Genomic DNA, 20,468 nt, shown 5'->3' on the forward strand with positions numbered 1-20,468 from the left:
ACTGTAGGGAATCTGATGCACCGTCACGGATCCGCAACCGCCCCTCGGCGTCCCGCCGCCCGGCCGGATGCCACCCGCTCCTGACGAGCGCCGGATCGGTCCAGCCGCATGTGCCGGCGAGGATGCCACCCATGGGGTGCGCCTGTCCTCGCTCCCTTACGTCAGGCGGACTGACGGACACCTGGCAGGTGGACGGCCGACGTCCGTCAGACGGACGGAGACCGGCCCCCGCCCGTCAGGCCCCCGCCCGTCAGGCGTCCCCGTGCCCGTCCGGACGCCCGGCCCGTCCGGACGTCTCCAGGGCGCCGGTCTACGATCGATGCATGGCACTGACCGTGCACGACGTGGACCGGTTCGAGGCAGCGAGGCCGAGGCTGGAGGCGATCGCCTACCGGCTGCTCGGCTCGGCGAGCGAGGCCGAGGACGCCGTGCAGGAGACGTTCCTGCGCTGGCAGGCCGCCGACACCGAGCGCATCGAGGTCCCGGTGGCCTGGCTGACCAAGGTGCTCACCAACCTGTGCCTGAACCAGCTCACCTCGGCCCGCGCCCGGCGGGAGACCTACGTCGGTCAGTGGCTGCCGGAGCCGGTGCTCGCCGGCGACCCGATGCTCGGCCCCGCCGACACCGCCGAACAGCGCGAGTCGGTGTCGTACGCGGTCCTGGTCCTGCTGGAACGGCTCTCCCCGAAGGAGCGCGCGGTCTACGTGCTGCGCGAGGCCTTCGACTACCCGCACCGGGAGATCGCCGAGATCCTCGACATCTCCGAGGCCGCCAGCCAGCAGCTCCACCACCGCGCGAAGAAACACGTCGCGGCCGGCAAGGCCCGCCGTGAGATCGACGAATCGGCCGCCCGGCGGATCATCGACGAGTTCCTGGCGGCCGCCACCAGCGGCCGGACGGAGCCGCTGATCAAGCTGCTCACCGAGGACGCCCTTGCGGTCGGCGACGGCGGCGGCAAGGTCCCGGCCCGTGCCAAGGCCTACGAGGGCGCCCTCGCGGTGGCGAAGTTCCTGCGCGGCCTGTTCAAGCCCGGCCCGGCCAAGCGCAAGCTGCTCGGCGGCCCGGCCGACCTCTACGCCACCTACGCCAACGGCGAGCCCGCGGTCGTGGTGGTCGTCGACGGCTCGGTCATCGGCATCATGTGCCTGGAGGTCACCGAGGAGGGCATCGCGGCGGTCCGCAGCCAGGTCAACCCCGACAAGCTGGATCGCGCCGCCCGCCTGTGGGCTGCGACGGACCACGGCGAACCGGTCGTCACCGTCTTCTGAGCCCCGGCCCGCACCGCCCCGAGGCTCATGTGACGCGCATCACATTCATCTTCTGTCAGGAAACACGGCGCTGCCCGGTTCAAGGGGCGAATCCCACCGTGAACCGTCCGGAACCGTCCAGACAGGAGCTCCACCATGCAGACGCAGCACCGCATCATCGTCCTGGGAGCCGGCTATGCCGGAGCCAGTGCCGCCGGACGCCTCGCGAAGCGGCTGCACCCCGACGACGTGGACATCACGCTGGTCAACGCCGAGCCCGACTTCGTCGAGCGCGTCCGCAACCACCAGCTCGCCACCGGCCAGGACCTCAAGCCCCGCCCGCTGAGCGAGATGTTCGCCGGCACCGGTGTCGACTTCCGGCTCGCCCGGGTCACCGCGGTGGACGCCGACCGCAGGACGGTCACGATCAGCCGCGACGAGGGTGCCGCCCGGAAGGGCACGGAGCAGCAGGGCACCGAGCGGCAGGGCACGGAGGAGCTGGCCTACGACACCCTCGTCTACGCCCTCGGCAGCGCCTCCGACGACCACGGCGTCCCCGGTGTCGCCGAGCACGCCCACGAGGTCGCCAGCCACTCCGGTTCCCTCCGGCTGCGCAGCCGTCTGGCCGAGCTGGCCGCCGGATCCGCGGTCACCGTGGTCGGCGGCGGCCTCACCGGGCTGGAGGCGGCGACCGAGATCGCGGAGTCCCGCCCGGACCTCGACGTCTCCCTGGTGACACAGGGCGGCCTCGGCGACTGGCTCTCCGAGAAGGGTCGCGGCCACCTGCGGAAGGTGTTCGGCCGGCTCGGCATCACCGTGCACGAGCACGCCGCCGTCACCGCCGTCGGGGCCGACCGGGTCACCACCGCCGACGGCCGCACCGTGCCGGCCGAGGTCACCGTGTGGACCGCGGGCTTCGCCGTCCACCCGGTCGCCCGGGCGACCACGCTGGAGGTCACCGAGCGGGGCCAGATCGTCGTGGACCGCACCATGCGCTCGGTCTCCCACCCCGACGTCTACGCCGTCGGCGACGCGGCCCACGCCATGGGCCCCGGCGACAAGCCGCTGCGCATGTCGTGCGCCACCGGCGTCCCCACCGCCTGGCAGGCCGCCGACGCCATCGCGGCCCGCCTCACCGGCCGCAAGATCCCGAAGATCCCGATGCGCTACTTCAACCAGTGCATCTCGCTCGGCCGCAAGGACGGCCTGATCCAGTTCGTCACCGCGGACGACCGCGCCACCGGCAACGCCTTCACCGGCCGCTTCGCCGCCCGCTACAAGGAGCTGATCTGCAAGGGTGCGGCCTGGGGTGTCGCCAACCCGACGCTGGGCACCCCGGCACGCCGCCGGCACGTCGTCCACACGGACGCCCACGACCCGGCCCGCCGGCCGGCGTCCTCCACCTCGCCGGCCGCGTCGGAGTCGGCGGCCTGACCGGACGCCGCCGGAGTCCTCACCGCACCGCTTCCGGCTCCCCGGGGCCCGGGTCGCACCTCCCACCGCGACCCGGGCCCTTGGCCTGCCCCCGGCCCTGATGCCGCAGTCCCGGTGTCCCTGACACGCCCCCACACCCCTCCCCGACCCGACCCTGAGACATCCCCGATGTCACCCGGAGATGTGTCAGGAATCTTTGACAGGTCTCCGAGGGGGCTGTCAGCCTCTTCTGACAGGTACGACGGAAAGGGGCCGCAATGCCCGAGGTCGCCGACGACAACGGCGTACCGCCGCCGGCACCGACGGGCGACGAGCTGCTGAAGGTGCTCTCCGCGCTCGGCAACCCGCACCGCATGCGGATCGTCGCGGCGCTGATGGAGGGCAGAACCTACGTCAGTGCCCTGGCCCGCCAGATCGGCATGGGCCGGCCGCTGCTGCACATGCACCTCCAGCGGCTGGAGGCCGCCGGACTGGTCGTCGGCACGCTGGAACTCGCGGAGGACGGCAAGGCGATGAAGTACTTCGACGTCGCACCCTTCTTCTACGAGTTGTCACCGCACGTCATCGCCCGAGCGGCAGCGACGATCACCGAGACCGCTGACCGGACCGCGAAAGAGGAAGCGAAGTGAACGGAGAACTGGTGACGCTCGCCGCCGGAGCGGACGAGTGGGGGGTCCTGGTCGGCGCCGTCGGCGCGGCCGGGTTCTTCACCCTGCTGATCGTGATCGTCTGGCAGGTCGCCGCCACCTGGCGGGCCCGGATGCTGGCCGCGCGCGAGGAGCAGTACAAGGAACTGGCCACCAAGTACGCCCGGCTCCTCGAGGACACCGTGGAGCTGCAGCGCCGGGCCGTCGAGGAGCAGCGGCAGACCCTGGACGAGCTGACGCAGACCCGGCGGGCCGTCGGCTCGATGGAGAAGATGATGCGCGAGATCGAATAGCCGCCCGTGCCACCGGAATTCCGCCCCTGCGCGGGCGCAGGGAATTCCGCCCCGTGCGCGGGCGCAGGGCATTCCGCCCCTGCGCGGGTGTACGGCCGGGAGCGCCCACTCCCGGCCGTACCGGAGAGCACACCCGAGGACACATCCATCCCGGACGCCACGGCAGGTCGTCACACCTCAAGCGCCGTGGTGCCGGTCCCGTGCGCCCTGCACCGGCCGCCTCGGCGGCCGGCAGCGGCGGCGCGCTTCCCACGAAGGAGACTACTCATGCAAGCGCTGCTGAAACGCGCCGCCCGCACACCCGGCGGGCGGCGCGGCTGGGCGAACCCCATGCTGGGCAGGATCGTCCTGCTGGCCTGGCTGATCGCGGCCGTCGCCCTCGGACCGCTCGCCGGAAAGCTCGGCGAGGTCGAGGACACCAGCGCCAACGCCTTCCTGCCGCGCGGCGCCGAGTCCGCGCAGGTCAACACCGAGCTGGAGAAGTTCCGCACGGACACGGTCATGCCCGCCGTGGTCGTCTACACCGGCGAGGGCGCCGAGCAGAAGGCCGCCGCCGACCGGCGCGCCTTCGCCCCCTACGTGGCGGACGGCGAGCAGGTCTCGCCGCCGATGCCGTCCGACGACGGCAAGGCCCTGATGACCGTGGTGCCGCTGGACACCGAGGACGAGGTCACCGACACCATCGACGAGCTGCGCGACATCGCGGGCGCCAACGCCCCGCCGGGCGTGGAGGTCGCCGTCGGCGGTCCGGCCGGCTCCCTCACCGACTCCGTCGCCGTCTTCGACGGCCTCGACGCCACACTGCTGCTGGCCACCGCCGCGGTGGTGACCGTGCTGCTGCTGATCACCTACCGCAGCCCGTTCCTGTGGCTGCTGCCCCTGCTGTCGGTCGGCTTCGCCGCCGTCCTCACCCAGGCCGCCACCTACCTGCTCGCCAAGCACACCGGCCTGCCGGTCGACCCGCAGAGCGCCGGCGTGCTGATGGTGCTGGTCTTCGGCGTCGGCACCGACTACGCGCTGCTGCTCATCGCCCGCTACCGCGAGGAGCTGCACCGCCACGAGAACCGGCACGAGGCCATGCGGATCGCGGTGTCCCGCTCCGGCCCGGCGATCCTCGCCTCCGCCTCCACCATCGCCGTCGGCCTGGCCTGCCTGGCCTTCGCCGACATCAACTCCTCGCGCTCGCTGGGCCTGGTCGGCGCGATCGGCGTCGTCTGCGGCTACCTGGCGATGATCACCGCGCTTCCGGCGCTGCTCAGCATCACCGGCCGCTGGGTGTTCTGGCCGTTCGTGCCGCGCGCCGGCACCCCGGCCCGCAAGGAGCGCACCGTCTGGTCCCGCATCGCCACGGCCGTGGCCCGCCAGCCCCGCTGGTCCTGGCTGTCGACCGTCGCCGTCACCGGCGTCCTGGCCCTGAGCACCGCGGGCATCTCCATGGGACTGACCCAGGCGGAGCTGTTCCAGGACAAGCCCGAGTCGGTCGTCGCCCAGGAGCGCATCTCCGCCCACTACCCGTCCGGCGCCTCCGACCCGGCCCAGATCATCACCACCACCGACCGCGCCGACGAGGTCCGCGAGGCGGCTGCGGCCGTCGACGGCGTGGCCCGGGTCGAGGAGCAGGCGGACCGCACCCCCGACGGTGAGCTCACCATGCTCTCCGTCGTCCTGTCGGACGCCCCCGACAGCCAGGCGGCGAAGGACACCGTCGACGACCTGCGCAAGGCAGTCGACCGGGTGGACGGCGCGGACGCCCTGGTCGGCGGCACCACCGCCGAGAGCCTCGACACCCAGCGGGCCGCCGACCGCGACCTGACCACGGTCATCCCGATCATGCTGCTGGTCGTCCTGGCCGTCCTGATCTGGCTGCTGCGCGCCCTGGTCGCCCCGCTCCTGCTGCTGGCCACCGTGGTCCTGTCCTACGTCGCCGCCCTCGGCGCCTCGAACCTGATCTTCGAGAACGTCCTGGACCACGCCGGCGTCGACTGGTCGATCCCGCTCATGGGCTTCGTCTTCCTGGTCGCCCTGGGCATCGACTACAACATCTTCCTCATGCACCGCGTGAAGGAGGAGACGGCTCGCCTCGGCCACGTCCGGGGCGTCCAGGAGGGCCTGACCAGCACCGGCGGCGTCATCACCTCCGCCGGCATCGTCCTCGCCGCCACCTTCGCGGTCTTCGCGGGCCTGCCGCTGGTCACCATGGCCCAGATGGGCGTGCTCGTCGGCATCGGCGTCCTCCTGGACACCTTCCTGGTCCGCACGGTCCTGGTCCCGGCCCTGGCCCTGGACCTCGGCCGCCACTTCTGGTGGCCGGGCCCCCTGTCCCGCCGCCCGCAGCCACCCGCGCCGGAGCCCGCCCACCGCCCTGCGGAGCAGCACGAACCGGCGTGACGGATCGTCACATCCTGTCGCGTGGGGCCCCGCATCTCCTCCGGCGGTGCGGGGCCGCCGCGCTTCAGAGCCGACGCCGGTGAAGGTCCACGGTCACGGGATGATCGAGTATGTTCCGTCGGCTGCTCGGGCGATGAGCTGAGACGGGCCCCCGGACGGCGCGAACCTGAACTCAGGATTCTTGCCGTTCACCTTGACGGTGATCTCGCCCGTCTCTCCGTCCGCAGCCACGTGATACGTCAGGGGAGGGACCACTTGCATCCCCGCTCCGAGGCGACAGAGATGTTCAGGAACGCGGGCTCGAGGTCGCCGCGCAGCGAGACAGCCTTCACCCGCAGGTATGGCTCCCCGGTGGCATCGTCCGCGGCCTCCACCGTGTCTCCCGGGTTCCTGGCCCGGGTGAAGTCGAAGATCAGTCCGTCCCTGTTCGAGACGCCTCCGGTGGGCGCGGGGACGAGAGCGGCTCTGGCGGTGGATTCCCCGCACTCGATCGTTTTTGCGTAGATGCGCTGGATCGTGATCAACCCCGCGCGCTGTGTGAGGTATCGGTCGAACTCCCAGTAGTCATCTTCGGCGGCACGCATGTCGCCGGCCGGGATGTAGGACAGATGTGCGTCGACCGCGGGCTTGGACTCGTCCAGCTTGTCGGCCGCTTTGTCGGCTACTTCGGCCGCATCGTCGGCCAGTATGTGCGTAGAGAGGTAGGTTGAAGCGAGACCTGCGAAGAAGACAGTGAGGGCCACGATCAGCTTCTTGGCTGAAATCCTCCGAAGGCTCTGCCTGTTCTGCGCGGCGTCCGGGTCCAGCGTTTCGGCTAAGAAGTCCCGCGCTGCGCTTGTCGTGTATCTGCCGGTACGGGGATTTCCCGCGATGCGGTCACTGGTGCCGGGCTCTCCCGTGGCGTCGCCGCCGTCTGCGGAATCTCCCCCTGAGGTGCTCATTTCCCCCCTGTTCGACTGCCGCCAACGGTCGGAAATCCCATGGCACAGGCAGTCATTCAGCAAGGCGCACATCATGACGGGAGGCGAGCCGTCCAGGCAACCCCGGCCATGCATTACACGCTGCGTGACCGGCGGTACGCCGGGTCACCAAGCCGGCGGGTAGTAGTTCTGCACGTCTCTCCGTATGCGTTCGAGAACCAGAATCCGGTACCGGATGGCGCCGGATGCGTCAGGGCGTAGTTCGGAGAGTTCCCGGCAGGCGTCGATTGCGCGTGTGAGGGCGGCGACTGCCTCCTCCTTCCGGCCCGACATCATCTGGCCTGATATGTGACCGAGTAGTGAATCGACCAGAGCGGTAAGGTAGGTCTCGGGGTGTCGTTCGGACAGGGTTCGGAAGATGTCGGCGGCTTCGGCAGAGGCGGTGAGCGATTCACTCACGCGCCGGGTCAGCTGCAGATACCGGGACTGGCGGTTCAGTGAACTGGCCAGGCTCGGAAGGTAAGTATCAGGCTGCTGTTCGGCCAGCACCCGGTACGTCTCGACGGCGCGTGTGACGGTTGTGAGAGCCTTTTCCCGGGGTCCTAGTTCTGAGTAGCAGGCGAACAGGTTGTCCAGCGACTTGGCGAATTGCGGCAGGAAGGCATCACCCCGTTGTTCGACCAGTCGTTCGTAGAGGCTGACGGCGCGCGTGCTGACGCTGAGGGCTTCTTCTCTGCGTCCCAGAATTCCCAGGCAGCCGAACTGGTTCAACAGCGAAGCTGCAAGATCGGGCAGGAACTCGTCGGGCTGCCGTGCGGCGAGATCCTCGCGAATGTGAACGGCTCGAGTCACAGCGGTGAGGGCGTCTTCTTTACGTCCCAGGGCTACCAGGCGCGCGGACTGGCTGATGAGCGAGTCGGCGAGGTGGGGCAGGAACGATTCGGGTCGTTGTTCCGCCACGGTCTGAAGGATGCCGACAGCGCGAGTGATCGCCGTGAGGGCGTCCTCCGCCCGCCCCGAGGCCGTGAGACATGCGCACTGGGTGACGAGCGAGAGGGCGAGGTCGGGCAGGAAGACCTGGGGCCGTTGTCCGGCCAGCTTCTCGCGGATGTGTACGGCGCGGTCGATCGCGCTGAGGGCTTCCTCGTGATGGCGCAGGTCTGCCAGACACACGGCCTGGTTGTGCAGCGAAGAAGCCAGGTCGGGCAGGAAGGTCCGAGGCTGCTGTTCGGCCAGGCGCTCGCGGATGTGTACGGCGTGGGTGACGGCGTCGAGTGCTTCGTCTCCGCGTCCCAGTTGTGCCAGGCAGTTCGACTGGTTGTTCAGTGACGAGGCGAGGTCGGGCAGGAAGGCATCGGGCCGTTTGTCGGCGAGGGTTCGATAGATGCCGACGGCGCGGCTGCTGGCCACCAGAGCCTCTTCGTACCGTCCCAGATCTGCCAGATGTGCGGACTGATTGGTCAAGGACTGGGCGAGACGCGGCAGGAAAGCGTGCGGTCGCTGTTCAGCCAGCTCTTCCCGGATCTCGATGGCGCGGGTAATGGCGCTGAGGGCTTCTTCCTTGCGCCCCAGTTCCGCGAGGCAGCTGGCGCGGTTGTTCAACGCGTTGGCGAGCGGGTGAAGGAAAGCGACGGGACTCCGCTCGGCCAGGACCTGGTAGATGTCGATGGCGCGGGTGACAGCGCTGAGCGCTTCCTCCGTGCGTCCCAGTTCAGCGAGACAGTTCGACTGGTTGATCAGGGAGGAAGCGAGATCGGGCAGGAGAGCGGGCTGTTGCTCAGCCAGATCTACGCGAATCCGGACTGCGCGACTGCCGGCGACCAGGGCTTCTTCGTGGCGTCCCAGGGCTGCCAGACAGGCGGCCTGGTTGTTCAACGAGGCGGCAAGCAGCGGCAGATCCGGCTCGCTCATGTCGTGATGTTCGACCAGTCTGGTGGTCAGGTCAGCAGCCCATTCGCTGAGGGCCAGGGTATTGGCCGGCAATTGGTTGCTGAGGTGGTGCAGCAGCACGACGTCCTCAGTGGTGCGGCTGAGATGGGCCAGGGCGTTGATCAGAAGTTCGGGGTGGGGGGTGCGTGTCGCGGTGGTGAGGGCAGCCGTCGCCAGCTCGGCGGGGGCACTGCTGACCGCGTCGCGCAGGACGTCGCCGATCACCTCACGGTGCGGCGGGTGTTGACCCGCGCGGGCCAGAATCGTCAGGGCCTGCGCGGCTTGGTTGTCGTCGAGTGTCGTCAGGATGCGGGTGAAGAGAGCTCGTTCACGGCTGACCTGTGTACCGATGTGGTACTCGGCAACCCGGTCGGGTTGCAGGCTGCCCCAGCCGGAGCCTGCCGGAGCCGGGTAGAGGTCTGCCAGCCAGGTGGCCAGTGCCCCGCGTACGGCGGCCGCACTCTCGTCGGCCAGACCCGGGAGCTGGGCCAGTTGTGCTCTGGCCTGATCGCGGTCGGCGACCGGAACCAGACAGGCCAGAGCGACGGCGAGCGCACGGATCTCGGTTCCGCTCCGCCCCCCGCGCAGGCCCCGTTCGGGACTGTCGGCCGTCGCGTCCCAGTACTTGCGCTCATGCCCCAGCAGTCGGCCCTCGAGCGTGGCAGATGCGCTGGGAGCCCTGGGGCGGCCGGTGGCATCGAGGAGGGCGAGCAGGGCAGCCATCTGGACCGACAGCGGTGTGTCGAAGTCCTCGTCGGTCAGGGAGGGAATGGCTTCCGCAGCGGTGAGAGAGGGCAGCAGGGTGGCCCAGTCGGTGGCAGGGGAGATCAGGCGCAGTCCGATACTGAAGTCGCGGAGTGCCTGGCGGTAGGCATGGACACGGTCCTCGCGGGTGTGGTGAAGAGCGGGGACGGGCGTGACGCCGGCGGTGGCCAGTGCCTGGCTGTGCGGATACTCGGTGGCCCTGACCCACCAGTCGCCTGCGGCGCGGGCGAGAGCCAGTACGCGTACGGGACTGGTGACCTGGTCGTGGTCGACTGCTTCCAGCAGAGCATGCAACTGCGGAACGCGGGTCTCGGCGTAGTCGACAACGATCAGTAGTGGTTTGCGTACGTTCGACAGGGCGTCCAGCGGGACCGTCGTGTCCGGGGTCAGCCTGACCGTGGTCCAGCCACGTGTCGCCATTCGCACCGCGAGTTCGGACGCGAGCCGGGTCTTGCCCGCACCACCCGCCCCGGTGAGCAGATGAGCCTGCACCGGGCTGTGCTCCCAGGCCCACTGACCGACCGGCCCGCTGCCGGGGTCCGGCGGCGTTCGGGCCGTCGGGGGTTCGCACCAGCGGGTCAGTTGCTCCAGCATGTCCTCGCGCCCCATGAAGGACACGGTTGCCTGCTCCGGGCGCAGCAGATCCGCCGGCGAACGCGGCGTCCGGGGGACGTGGGCGCGGTCGGCGAGATGCTGCAGATCTGCGGGCTCCAGCAGCATCGGCCGTCCGGTGTGCTCCCGGACCAGCTCTCGGACGTCCGGCTCCGACGCCAGCACGTAGGCGGGCAGGGCCTCCAGCCGAGCGTGGTTCCAGCCTGGCGGATCTCCCACAACCACCCCGGTCAGCAGGGGCACCGTCCCGGGCTTGCTGCCACACCACAAGGCGGCCCCGGACATGCCGTCCCACGGTGAGGCGTCGCCGTGGGGCTCTGCCGACGAGCCGACCAGGACATATCGATCCCTGTCCCGCCCGCTCTCCGGCAGCACTTGTCCACTCGAGGTCGTGATCGACACCGTGTCGGTGCCCGCCTGTCCCACCACCGGATAGCCCACGGCCTTCGCGGGGCACGCCTCCAGGGTGACCAGTCGCCCCCACCGAACAGGCGGCAAGGGCCCGTCCGACAGATCCTCCTGCGCCACCAGCAGCGCAGCGTCCCACCCCCGCGGTCCCTCATCGAACCGCCACCACGCCACCTCGCACGTCACCCGCCCGGCAGGACCCGGAACCTGAACCGAGACCTGCTCGCGGCTGCCGAAAACATGAGCGGCCGTGAGCACCAGCCGCCGGCCGAGTACGTAACCCGACCCCCGGACAGACCCCCCGGCCCGCACCACGGCCACTCGTGCAATGTCCATCCTGCTTCACCACCCCTAGGTGTGCTGTCCGGCCAGGTGGGTGACGCGGCCGGCCGTGGGTACGGGCTGGCTACTCGCCGAATCGCGACCCCAGGAAGTCGCCCGTCGAGTCGGGGCGGGTGGCGTTCACGTGATAGGGGTCGCCGTGCGGGGTCTCCGGCGTGAGCACGAGCTTCACCCGGTGCACCGAAGCCTTCGACGCAGAGGCCTCTGCGTCGGCCGACACCACCCAGGCCTTCACTCCGGTCCCGCCCTTGCCCTCCCTGCGCATCTCCACGGAGAACTCAAGCTCCACCGGCCCGACCTTGAAGCTCGGGCCGTTGCCGTCTGAAGCCGCAGCAGCCAGCAACTCCGCCCGCAGGTGCTCCACAGCCTCGGCGATACCGATGTCTTCGGCCACGTCAGGCCCCCTCCTTCATCTGGACGAGCGTCCCCCGCGGGGAAGGACGGCGCACCCGTAGGGACGTCACTGCCACATCATGATTCCCACGGCCTCCGACCATGAAGATCTGACGGGAAAGGGCCGACAATCTGTCTCGAAACCGATCGACATCTGATCGAAGTGGCTTCCGCATCCGTGCCCACCTCCCACCCGGCATCAACCCTCTTGCGGCAACGACGCCCTTCCTCTCCTCATCCGCGGATCGAAGGCATCGTCCACGTGATGCGCCTCGCTGCACGACGGCTGGAACGGTCTCCCGGGTGCTGCGCGCCCCCTGTGCCCCCTGAGGGGGGCTCTCTGAATGAGCTCAGCCTCTCCTGCATGCGCAACGCGGGGGAGTTGACCGGCCGTGACCGGCCGCGACCGGACGGACCGGCGGGGGAGCGATGGCGATCAAGTTGGTGTCTGTCACGCCGGCGCAGGACGCGCTGATCGACAAGGCCACAGCCCTGGGCGAGCGCTACACCAGGACGGTGGGTCTCCAGATGCCCAGGGGTATCACAGCTCGCACGGTCGGGAACCGTTCATGGTCGATGCCGTGGCCGCCTCCTGGCACTCCGGGCCGAGCCCCTTCGCCGGGAACGGCCGCCTCCTTCGTGGTGGCCGACACCTGGCCGGCTCGACTCGAGCCCGGCCTCCCGTGATGATCACGGCGACAGCAGAAAAGCCCAGGTCTCTGACCCGGGCCTTCTTCGCAGAGCGGGTGACGAGAATCGAACTCGCGCTCTCAGCTTGGGAAGCGAGGGCGCTTCACGGGTGAGACCACCTCTCACCTGCGGCTACGTATTCTGGAGCGGGCTTTCGGCTACCTGTTCCGCGCCGCTGTTTACCGTTGTTGTCCGGTCGTATGGGCACGCTGTGGGCACGAGGCTGGTCGGCGCTGCTTCGCGGAGGGCCGCTGGGCACTTGGCGATGAGGAATGCCTGGCGGGGGAGCACTGCTGCCACGGTGACTTGCGTGTGCACACTCCTAACCGAGGATGCCAAGATCACAAAAAGCGTCTCTTTGGGTACAGACTTCGATCTTCGCCGCAGGCAGCCTGGGGTTCTGGGCGAGGAGGCGGCCGATGTGGTGGATCGGGATGGGGCTCGGAAGCGTCGCGGGTGTTGTGGTCCTGCGCGTTCTGCTCCGGCAGGTCCGGGGGCTGTTGCTGGACATCGGTGACTTGGTGTGTGCGTGGACCGAGGTTTTGTCGAGTATCGGCAGCAAGGCGGGCCGAGGGGGTGGATGCTGCGCTGCCCGCTATCGGTGTTCCGGCGTCGCAGAGGCTCCGAGGCGCTTGCGTAGGCTCAGGTAGACGATCAGCGTGATGCCATGGTCGGTCTGAGCGGCCCCGTCTTCGCGTGGTGGACGGTACCGGTGTGACGGTCGACGACGAAGATCGCGCTCCGACCTCGCCCACGACACCGAACTGACCTGGGTGACCCAGCGTCCGCCCCGGTACCTTGCCGACGACATCGACGGCCGCGCCCTGTTCGACGCGGCCACCGCCCGACGCCGTGCCCTCGGCGAGGGCCGCACCGACACGGGAGGCGTCGCCTCGCTGGGGGACATCGTCGCCGTACCGCCGGTGCGCGAGGCCCGGGAGGCCGGGCGGCTCAAAGCGTCGCCCATGTTCGCCCGCATCGACCGTGACGGCGTCGCCTGGGCCGACGGCACGCGCGCGCCCGCCGACGCCGTAATTTGGTGCACCGGTTACCGGCCTGCCCTCTCGCACTTGCCACCCCTGGGTCTGCGCGGCACGCGCGGTTGCCGCCTTCGGCGCGGGGCTGCGGTCCGCGGTTGGTCAGCGCGTTCCTTGCGGTGGGGGGAGTACGTCGTGGTGGCGGGCGTTGGTATTGCGCCGACGCAGGTAGCGGTGCAGTGCCTGGGTTTGTCGCGGGGCGGCTGCGGTGGTGGTGGGTGGGGGAGGAAGCACAGCTCGACCTTGTTCTTCTACGCGTATGCGGCGGTGACGGTGAGTGCCCCGGTGATCGTGGAATCCCGGCCGTCGTCGGCCGAGGAGTACCGTGAAACCAGGAGACTTTCGGTTTGCCGTCCCCGGTAGGCAGGCGAGTGCGATGTCCGACCCCGACCCCCCGCGGGTGAGCAGGCTCCTGCCCGACGCTGTGCATCAGGCGGTTTCGCGACCTGGAACCGCGGTGGTGCGGCTTGAGACGACGCATGACCGGAAGGGTGCGCTCGACGGGGCGTGGTGGCCCCGCTCCCGCGACATCGCCGGTGAACTGCCCGGCCTCGTCTCCGCGCTGTCCGAGTACCTCGGGCCGATCACACGTGTCGGTCTGGACACCGACGCCTGGGACGAGCTGCCGACGCGGCTGACGATCGACGGTCGTGTCGTCCGCATCGACTCCTTCCCGGTCGGAGACGACACCGTTCTCATCACCCGGGGCAGCAATGATCTCTTTTCGCTGCTGGTGGTTCCGCCGCACACCGCGGCCGACGCGGCCCGCGCGGCCATGGCCGCGGCCGTGCGCGCCGGCAGTCAGACGTCGGCGGAACAGATCCTCATCGACACCGGCACGGAGCGTGTGGGTCCGGGGCACGCACCCACCGCTGCGCTACGCCACGGCCGCCATGAGCCGGGCCGCTGACGACGCGCTCGTCGGGGGCGGCACCACGAGGAGATCCCAGCAGCCCGCGGTGTAGGACTGCAGCAGGATCCTGTGCGGGTTGAGCACCTCGGTGAATCGGTCGACCGCCACCTCGTAGCCGTTGACGACGACCAGGCCGTGCGGGAGAGGCTGCCAGTGGCGGGGATTGACGGCCACGTGGGTGAGCCGGCCCCACAGCGGATCGATCACGTCGGCCAGTTCGCCGAGTTCTCGTGCCAGGTCGCGGGTCCGTGGCCACCAAGCGCCGTCCGGACGGCCGAAACGGCTGGCGGATCCGAGGACGAGGCGCGCGGCACGTGAGCGGAACGGTGCCGCGTGCGGACGCAGCTGAGTGGAGTTCATGATCATGAGGAAGAAGCCTGACTGCGGGCCTGCGCTGGCTGACGGAGCGCCCGGTGGTTGGGTGACCGAGGACGGGACCGGCGGCGCCGGTGCACGAAAGCCCTCGAAGTCCTCAGGCTACTCCTCGACGAGCCCCGACGAGAGGCTTCGGCCTCATCGGGTGGGCTGCTCCCGGCGTACGGCCTGCTCGGGCGCCGCGAAGAGTAGGCTGGAGGTACCGGGAACACTCCGCGCACGGACATTTCGCGTCTGTGCCGTTTTCGGTGATCGAATACGCCGGGTCGGCTCAGGCCCGCCCGGGGCAGGGTTCGCGTCATGACTGCGACCGTCTCCCCTCCGACGACGTCCGAAGACCGGCGTCCCATGTCCCCCGTACGCCTCTCGCTCGCTCCCGCCGGTTCGGCACCGCTTCTGCTGGACGGCGCCTGGTGGCCACGCTCGCGTGATCTCGCCGCCGAACTGCCTGCCCTGGCGTCCGTTCTCGATCCGCTGTGGGGGCGGGTCACCCGGGTCACGGTGAACCCCGCCCAGTGGCCGGTCGTCCCGCGCAAGGTGCCTGTCGCCGGGCACGTGGTGAAGGTGGGCTGGTTCCGCTTCGAGCAGGACGAGCACGAGTTGCTGCTGCTCTCCTACCACGTGGGCCGCTGGAACCTGCTGGTCGTTCCCCCGCAGACGCCTCCGGCCGCGGCCGCCTGGCTGATGGCCGCTGCGAGCGACCCGCGCCGGATAGCGACCGCGAGCAGCCTGCTGGCGGATGCCGCGCGTCTGACGGTGACCGCCGAGGCCGACCGCACCAGGGAAGCGGTGTGGGAGTCCGAAGGAGGACATGGAGCCGGTGCTTCCGTCACTTCTCCATGGCTTCGAGTCGCCGTCGCCACACCGGAGGACCGGCCGGAAAGGGTGTGAGGGCCATGGACATCCTGGTGACGGTGTTCGTGCTGCTGGCGGTGATCGCGGCAGGCGCGTTCCTCATCCACCGGCTGAACTCTCAGCACGGGGACAGAAGCGCCGCCTTCCACTACGGCCGCAGCGGTGTCGTCGCACCAGACCGGAAGACCGACGAAGGGCCGGCGGTACGCCGACGGTCCCCGGTTGCCAACGACGGCGGCGAGCGCCGGGGCTCCTGGTACGGCGGACGCGGACGGCTGCGTCCTGGACGCCGCCGTACCCACGGCGGCGTCTCGCCCCGCTAGGTGGGGACGCGGGTCCGTCGGAGCGGGGCGCCGGCGTCGTGGAGGCTGGTGAGTGCCAACCGGTAGGAGGCGACCAGGCCCGTTTCCGCGTAGTCGACGCCCAGGTCCCGGCAGTACCGCCGGACGATGGCGCGGGCCTTGCGCAGGTTGGGGCTGGGCATGCTCGGGAACAGGTGGTGCTCGATCTGGTGGTTCAGGCCGCCGAGCGCCAGGTCGGTGAACCGGCCGCCGTTGACGTTGCGTGAGGTCAGCACCTGGCGGCGGAGGAAGTCGGGGCGGTCGTCGGCCGTCAGGATCGGCATCCCCTTGTGGTTGGGTGCGAAGGCCGAACCGAGGTAGACGCCGAACAGGCACTGGTGGACGGCGAGGAAGGCGATCGCCATCCCGGGCGGCAGGACCCAGAACAGGGCGGCCAGGTAGACGGCGCAGTGCCCCAGGAGCAGAGCGCCGTCGACCGCCCGGCGTTTGAGCCGGCGGTTGGCCATGGCCCTGCAGCTCGCCACGTGCAGGTTGAAGCCCTCCAGCGTGAGCAGGGGAAAGAAGAGGAACGCCTGCCAGCGGCCGAGCAGGCGGGGCAGTCCGGTGGCGGCGCGGGCCTGGTCCGGGGACCAGACGAGCAGGTCGGGTCCGATGTCGGGGTCGAGGTTCTCGGTGTTGGGGTTGGCGTGGTGACGGGTGTGCTTGTCCTGCCACCAGCCGTAGCTCATGCCGATCGACGCGCCGGCGATCCGTCCGGACAACTCGCTGGCCCGGCGGCGGCGGAACACCTGCCGGTGGGCCATGTCATGGGCGACCAGGGCGACTTGCCCGTACATCACGGCCAGGAACGCGGCGATCGCCAGTGTCCACCAGGAGGCGCCGACGAGGACGAACGCGGCCCATCCGGCGGCGTAGAGCCCGGTCACGGCGGTGATGCGTAACGTGTAGTAGCCGGGGCGGCGCCCCAGCAGTCCGGCGTCCGCGATCTTCTTCGACAGCCGGGCGAAGTCGCTGCCGGGAGTGTCGGAGCGCGTGGCGGTGGTGGTGGCCATGGTCATGAGGACGTCTCTCTCAGAAGCGGGCGGATGACTCGGGGCGGCCCCAGGGCGAGTTGGGCGCGGGGAGCGGGTGCGTACATGGACGTGCCCGCGGCGGCTCCTACCACCGAGGGGCCCGGGTGCCCCGCCCGGTGGGCCCCACACGGCCGTGGGGACCTGCCGCCGCCGTCGGGGCCGGGGGCCGGGCTTCTCCGTCGGCGCCGGGCCGCCGGTCGTCCAGGGCGGCGGCCGTGAGGAGAGCGGCTGCTTCCTCCGTCGCGTCCGGCGGGATCACCTGCAGATCCCAACGGCCGAGCCCGGGGGAGAGCAGGACGACCCGGTCCGGAGCGTGCGGAGAGGCGGGGGCCTTGTGCAGGCGGACGACCTGGTTGGCGACGAACATGCGCCCCGGTGCCGCCGACCAGGCCGCGGCGTCCACGGTGACGCCGGTGATGTCGCCCCACGCTCTCGGCAGCGCGGCGAGCATCTTCGGGAGCTGTGTCAGAAGATCGCGGGAGTACGGCCACCACACCCCGTCGATCCGGCGCGGCAGCGCGCCGTGTGGCGCGAGACGCAGGCGGACGAGGGGCAGGGGCGGGGGCGGAGGCGGGGTGGACGGTGCGGTGGGGACTGTGGTGATCACGTGGGTTCTTTCTGACGAGGTGGTTGCCGGCCGGTTCGGCAGGGCACGGCGGCCGACGGCCCGCGGGCCCTGTCGGGCAACGCCGGACGTGGCCGGTGGATCCGGGTGCTGGAGGTCGTGCCTGGCCGCTCTTGCCGGAGGAAAACGCCGACGACCGCCGCGAGTTCGCGGGAAGGGAGTCGGCGGGCGTATGCGGGGTGAAGGGGGAGACCCTTCCGCGTGACGAACGCCGGTGGATACCGGGGTGGAGCCGGTCCGCCACCGGCGTGCCTGATGCCCTCGGTCTCCTCAGACTACTCCTCGGCGCGTAAAGGCGGCGTGACAGCAGGTCATCAGTGGCGTGGCAGATGGTGGGCGCCTCCGCGGCACCGGCCCGGTCCGACGGCCACCACGTCTCATGGCGGCGGTACACGCAGGGCGAGCAGAGCCACGTCGTCGGTGCTGCCGGGCGGCAGGTGGGCGAGCACCTTTCCGCACAGCCTGTCCAGCGGTTCGTCGACGAGAGGGAGGGCGTGCCGGCGCAGCCGGTCCAGGCCCGTGTCGAGGTCGCTGCCCGGTGTCTCGACGAGCCCGTCCGTATACAGCAGCAGGGTGGAGCCGGGCTCCAGGGGATGCGTGGCGTCCGGTCGGTCCGCGTCGCCGACGGATCCGGTGCCGAGGAGCAGCCCCTGGCCGGCTTCAAGAAAGCATGCGGTGCCGTCCGGGGAGAGGAGCAGCGGGGGCGGGTGCCCCGCGCTGGCCCAGCGGAGCGTCCACGGTCCCGTGTCCGGGTCGCCCTCGACGCGGGCGAGGATCAGGGTGGCCAGCGGGACGGTGGTGATGACCGGCATGGCGGCGTCGAGGCGGTCGACGACGGCGCCGGGCGGTCCCGTGTGGTCCCAGGCCAGCGAACGCAGAATGCCGTGCAGTTGGGCCATACCGGCCGCCGCGGTCAGGTCGTGGCCCACGACGTCACCGATGACCAGGGCGAGCGCGCCGTCCTTCAGAATGAAGGCGTCGTACCAGTCCCCACCGACCTGCGAGCCCGCAGGTGCGGGCTGGTAGCGGGCGGCCAGCCGGAGATGGCCGTGCTGCGGCAGCGGGGCGAGCAGGTTGCGCTGCATCGCCTCGGCGACGGCGCGCTGACGGCCGTAGCGGCGGGTGTTGTCGACGACCACGCCGACCCGGCGGCCGACGTCACTCACAGCCGCCAGGTCGTCCTCGTCGAAGGGATGCGCCGGGTCGGTGCGCACCACCGTCAGCGCCCCGGTGATCCGGTCCCGGGCGCCGAGCGGCACCGTAACGGCGGAGCTGGCGCCCACCGCCGTCAGAAAGCCATGGTGGAGAGCGGCCAGAGGAGGGTGTCCGGCGGCCGGGGTGACGGCAGCCACCCGCTCCTGGAGCACGGATTCGCCCCCGGTCAGCGCACGGCCCAGTGGCGAGTCCTCCCCCTCACCGGCCCCTTCCGCGGCGGGTACGCTCCGGCCCTGGAATCCGGCGTCCCGTCCCTCCGGACCGGTCACCGTCACCCGGTGGACCTCGCCGGAACCGGTCCGCAGGTCCACTGCGGCCCAGTCGGCCAGACGGGGCACGAGCAGCCGCACCAGGCGGGCCAGCGCCTCGTCGGTCTCCAGAGTCTGCCCCAGGACGTCCGTGATCTCCGCGACCAGGGACAGCCGCTCGTTGAGGTCCTCCAAGGCGCGCGTGCGCGCCGTTCGCTCCCGATGGACGCGGCGGTCCCCCGTGGCGTCCGTGAACAGCAATGCCATGCCTTGCACGGAGCCGTCCTCCGTCAAGGGGGACGCGGACCAGGAGACAGCCAGCAGACGACCGTCACCGCGCAGATACGTGCCGCCCTCCCCTCGCGCCCCCTGCCCCTCGGCCAGCGCGTGGAGCAGTGGGCACCGGTCTCGCGGCACCTTGTTGCCGTCCGCGTCCCGGTGCAGCAGATCGTGTGCGTCGGCGCCCCGCATCGCGGCGGCGGTGCGGCCCAGCAGCCGCTCGGCCGCCGGGTTCGCGGCGATCACCCGTCCGGCTGTGTCCAGCACCAGCACCGCCGTGCCCAGCCGCTCGACGACCTGCCGCCAGAAACCCGGTTCGTCCGCCGGCCACGGCCCCACGTCATCACCCACCGCATCGCGCACGGACCCTCCAGTGGCTGCCTTCCCGTCGATGGTGCTCCGACGCGGCCCTGCTCGCACGGCACCGGGGCAGTCGGCGCACACCGCGCGGGCACGGCCCACGGGCCAGCCAGGTATGTCCGGACCAGGGGCAGTCGTCATCCCGCTGTCTGTCCAGACGCAGTGTCTCCCGGGCGGTTGGTCGGCTCGTCTCCGGCGAGCCGTACTCAGCGCCGTCCTCGCCCCGGTCCGCGAGGAGCGCAGCTCCGCCCGGGCACGGGCGTCGGATGCTCAGGACCACGGACGCGGCCAGGACCGTGACGAGGACGGCGAGGCCAGCAGGTGGCGGGATCCCCGGGATGCTGCTCGATGAAGGCGTCGTCGCCGACCGTCAGGACGGCGAGCACACTGTTTACGGCTACGACGGTGTTGCAGCGGCTGACGGGCTGGCCACGATGGTGACAGTCAAAGCCTCGGCGGTCGTGGGGGAGGAAGCCCGTCCCGAGTCGGGACAAGAGGTTTGTCCCGAGTCGGGACATGACGCCCGTCCCGAAAAGGGACAACCAGAAACCCCGCAGAACAGTTCGGAGCCGCGCGCATGCTCAGCAGGATCCGCCCGCTGTCCGGCCCCCTCGCCGCGCCGGTCCCACAGGAGCTGAACCGTGACGCGGCGGTCGGAAACGAGCCGCGAAGGGAGGGCCGATCGACGCCGTAGGAAGCCCGGCGGTTGCGCAGGCCGACTTGAATGGCAGTCCCGTGCGACTACTTCAGAGCGTCCTCGATCGCCTCGAAGATGTCCGCGTCGGTCTCCTTCTGCCAGTCGGGCAGGGCAGCCCAGTCGGCGACATAGCCCGGCTTCGGGTTCTCGAAGTGCTTGTACATCTGCGCGGTCCAGCAGGTGGCGACAAAGCGGCTCTTCTGCTCGCGGGTGAGGCGGGAGGCGTGGCGGTCGCTGAGGTCGAGGAACTGGCGCACCTGGTCGTGGACGGCGCCGGCGGCCTGGCGCTCCCACTCGGGTGTCTCTTCCCAGGGGGTGACGTAACCGGGCTTGGGCTCGCCGGGGAAGTGCTTGCGCACTCCGGTGATCCAAGCCTCGCGGAACAGTCGGGCGCCCTCGGACTGCGACATGCCTTCCCCTC

The 20,468-nt window shown here is 70.5% G+C and carries 16 protein-coding genes and 1 pseudogene; 9 read left to right on the forward strand and 8 right to left on the reverse strand.

Translation table 11 applies throughout. From position 1 onward, the window contains the following. Positions 1 to 323 precede the first annotated feature (323 nt). The 5 genes from HCJ93_RS27285 (at position 324) to HCJ93_RS27305 (ending at position 6,009) form a co-directional block, all read left to right on the forward strand. Positions 324 to 1,268 carry an RNA polymerase sigma-70 factor gene (locus HCJ93_RS27285; protein WP_167998501.1) on the forward strand — a complete coding sequence of 315 codons (945 nt, stop codon included), beginning with the start codon at positions 324 to 326 and terminating at the stop codon, positions 1,266 to 1,268. A gap of 135 nt (positions 1,269 to 1,403) precedes the next feature. Next, complete coding sequence (locus HCJ93_RS27290) at positions 1,404 to 2,681, forward strand: NAD(P)/FAD-dependent oxidoreductase (protein WP_167998502.1); 1,278 nt, start codon at positions 1,404 to 1,406, stop codon at positions 2,679 to 2,681. Positions 2,682 to 2,938: 257 nt separating this feature from the next. Continuing rightward, the gene (locus HCJ93_RS27295; protein WP_167998503.1) at positions 2,939 to 3,310 is read left to right on the forward strand and encodes an ArsR/SmtB family transcription factor; all 372 of its coding nucleotides are present in this window, start codon (positions 2,939 to 2,941) and stop codon (positions 3,308 to 3,310) included. Next, positions 3,307 to 3,621, forward strand: a complete 315-nt coding sequence (locus HCJ93_RS27300) for a hypothetical protein (protein ID WP_167998504.1) — start codon at positions 3,307 to 3,309, stop codon at positions 3,619 to 3,621. The genes HCJ93_RS27295 and HCJ93_RS27300 overlap by 4 nt, the downstream gene beginning before the upstream one ends. Positions 3,622 to 3,888: 267 nt before the next feature. Then, positions 3,889 to 6,009: an MMPL family transporter gene (locus HCJ93_RS27305; RefSeq protein WP_167998505.1), complete on the forward strand. Its 2,121-nt coding sequence runs from the start codon at positions 3,889 to 3,891 to the stop codon at positions 6,007 to 6,009. Positions 6,010 to 6,248: 239 nt separating this feature from the next. On the opposite strand, the gene HCJ93_RS27310 is transcribed toward HCJ93_RS27305, so the two are convergent. The 3 genes from HCJ93_RS27310 to HCJ93_RS27320 all read right to left on the reverse strand — a co-directional run bounded on the left by HCJ93_RS27310 (position 6,249) and on the right by HCJ93_RS27320 (position 11,379). Then, on the reverse strand, positions 6,249 to 6,950 hold the full coding sequence (locus tag HCJ93_RS27310) for a hypothetical protein (RefSeq protein WP_167998506.1): 702 nt from the start codon (positions 6,948 to 6,950) through the stop codon (positions 6,249 to 6,251). A 144-nt stretch (positions 6,951 to 7,094) separates the two neighbouring features. Next, positions 7,095 to 10,979, reverse strand: a complete 3,885-nt coding sequence (locus HCJ93_RS27315; protein WP_167998507.1) for a trypsin-like peptidase domain-containing protein — start codon at positions 10,977 to 10,979, stop codon at positions 7,095 to 7,097. A 70-nt stretch (positions 10,980 to 11,049) separates the two neighbouring features. After that, positions 11,050 to 11,379, reverse strand: coding sequence for a trypco2 family protein (locus tag HCJ93_RS27320; RefSeq protein ID WP_167998508.1), 330 nt, complete (start codon positions 11,377 to 11,379; stop codon positions 11,050 to 11,052). A gap of 1,429 nt (positions 11,380 to 12,808) precedes the next feature. On the opposite strand from HCJ93_RS27320, the pseudogene HCJ93_RS27325 reads away from it, so the two are divergent. Then, a pseudogene (locus HCJ93_RS27325) lies at positions 12,809 to 13,171 on the forward strand (pyridine nucleotide-disulfide oxidoreductase); the annotation flags it as partial. A gap of 310 nt (positions 13,172 to 13,481) precedes the next feature. Further along, the gene (locus HCJ93_RS27330; protein WP_125505185.1) at positions 13,482 to 14,015 is read left to right on the forward strand and encodes a DUF5994 family protein; all 534 of its coding nucleotides are present in this window, start codon (positions 13,482 to 13,484) and stop codon (positions 14,013 to 14,015) included. Here the strand turns inward: HCJ93_RS27330 and HCJ93_RS27335 are convergent. Next, positions 13,983 to 14,378, reverse strand: coding sequence for a DUF5994 family protein (locus HCJ93_RS27335; RefSeq protein WP_240967921.1), 396 nt, complete (start codon positions 14,376 to 14,378; stop codon positions 13,983 to 13,985). The two genes, HCJ93_RS27330 and HCJ93_RS27335, sit on opposite strands and share 33 nt — an antisense overlap. 315 nt (positions 14,379 to 14,693) lie before the next feature. On the opposite strand from HCJ93_RS27335, the gene HCJ93_RS27340 reads away from it, so the two are divergent. After that, entirely contained in the window at positions 14,694 to 15,284 is a 591-nt protein-coding gene (locus HCJ93_RS27340) for a DUF5994 family protein (protein ID WP_033276641.1), read from the forward strand. 5 nt (positions 15,285 to 15,289) lie between these two features. Continuing rightward, complete coding sequence (locus HCJ93_RS27345; protein ID WP_033276642.1) at positions 15,290 to 15,571, forward strand: hypothetical protein; 282 nt, start codon at positions 15,290 to 15,292, stop codon at positions 15,569 to 15,571. On the opposite strand, the gene HCJ93_RS27350 is transcribed toward HCJ93_RS27345, so the two are convergent. The 4 genes from HCJ93_RS27350 to HCJ93_RS27370 form a co-directional block, all read right to left on the reverse strand. After that, positions 15,568 to 16,608: a fatty acid desaturase family protein gene (locus tag HCJ93_RS27350; RefSeq protein WP_164442163.1), complete on the reverse strand. Its 1,041-nt coding sequence runs from the start codon at positions 16,606 to 16,608 to the stop codon at positions 15,568 to 15,570. The two genes, HCJ93_RS27345 and HCJ93_RS27350, sit on opposite strands and share 4 nt — an antisense overlap. Before the next feature lie 100 nt (positions 16,609 to 16,708). Then, positions 16,709 to 17,230 (reverse strand): DUF5994 family protein, encoded by a 522-nt coding sequence (locus HCJ93_RS27355; RefSeq protein ID WP_167998510.1) that lies wholly within the window; start codon positions 17,228 to 17,230, stop codon positions 16,709 to 16,711. 395 nt (positions 17,231 to 17,625) lie between these two features. Further along, entirely contained in the window at positions 17,626 to 19,353 is a 1,728-nt protein-coding gene (locus HCJ93_RS27360; protein WP_167998511.1) for a SpoIIE family protein phosphatase, read from the reverse strand. A 738-nt stretch (positions 19,354 to 20,091) separates the two neighbouring features. Continuing rightward, a complete protein-coding gene (locus HCJ93_RS27370; protein WP_007453337.1) occupies positions 20,092 to 20,457 on the reverse strand; it encodes a hypothetical protein in 366 nt (121 codons plus the stop codon). Positions 20,458 to 20,468: the final 11 nt, after the last annotated feature.

This window comes from Streptomyces composti (genome assembly GCF_012034205.1).
Classification (GTDB): Bacteria; Actinomycetota; Actinomycetes; order Streptomycetales; family Streptomycetaceae; genus Streptomyces; species Streptomyces composti.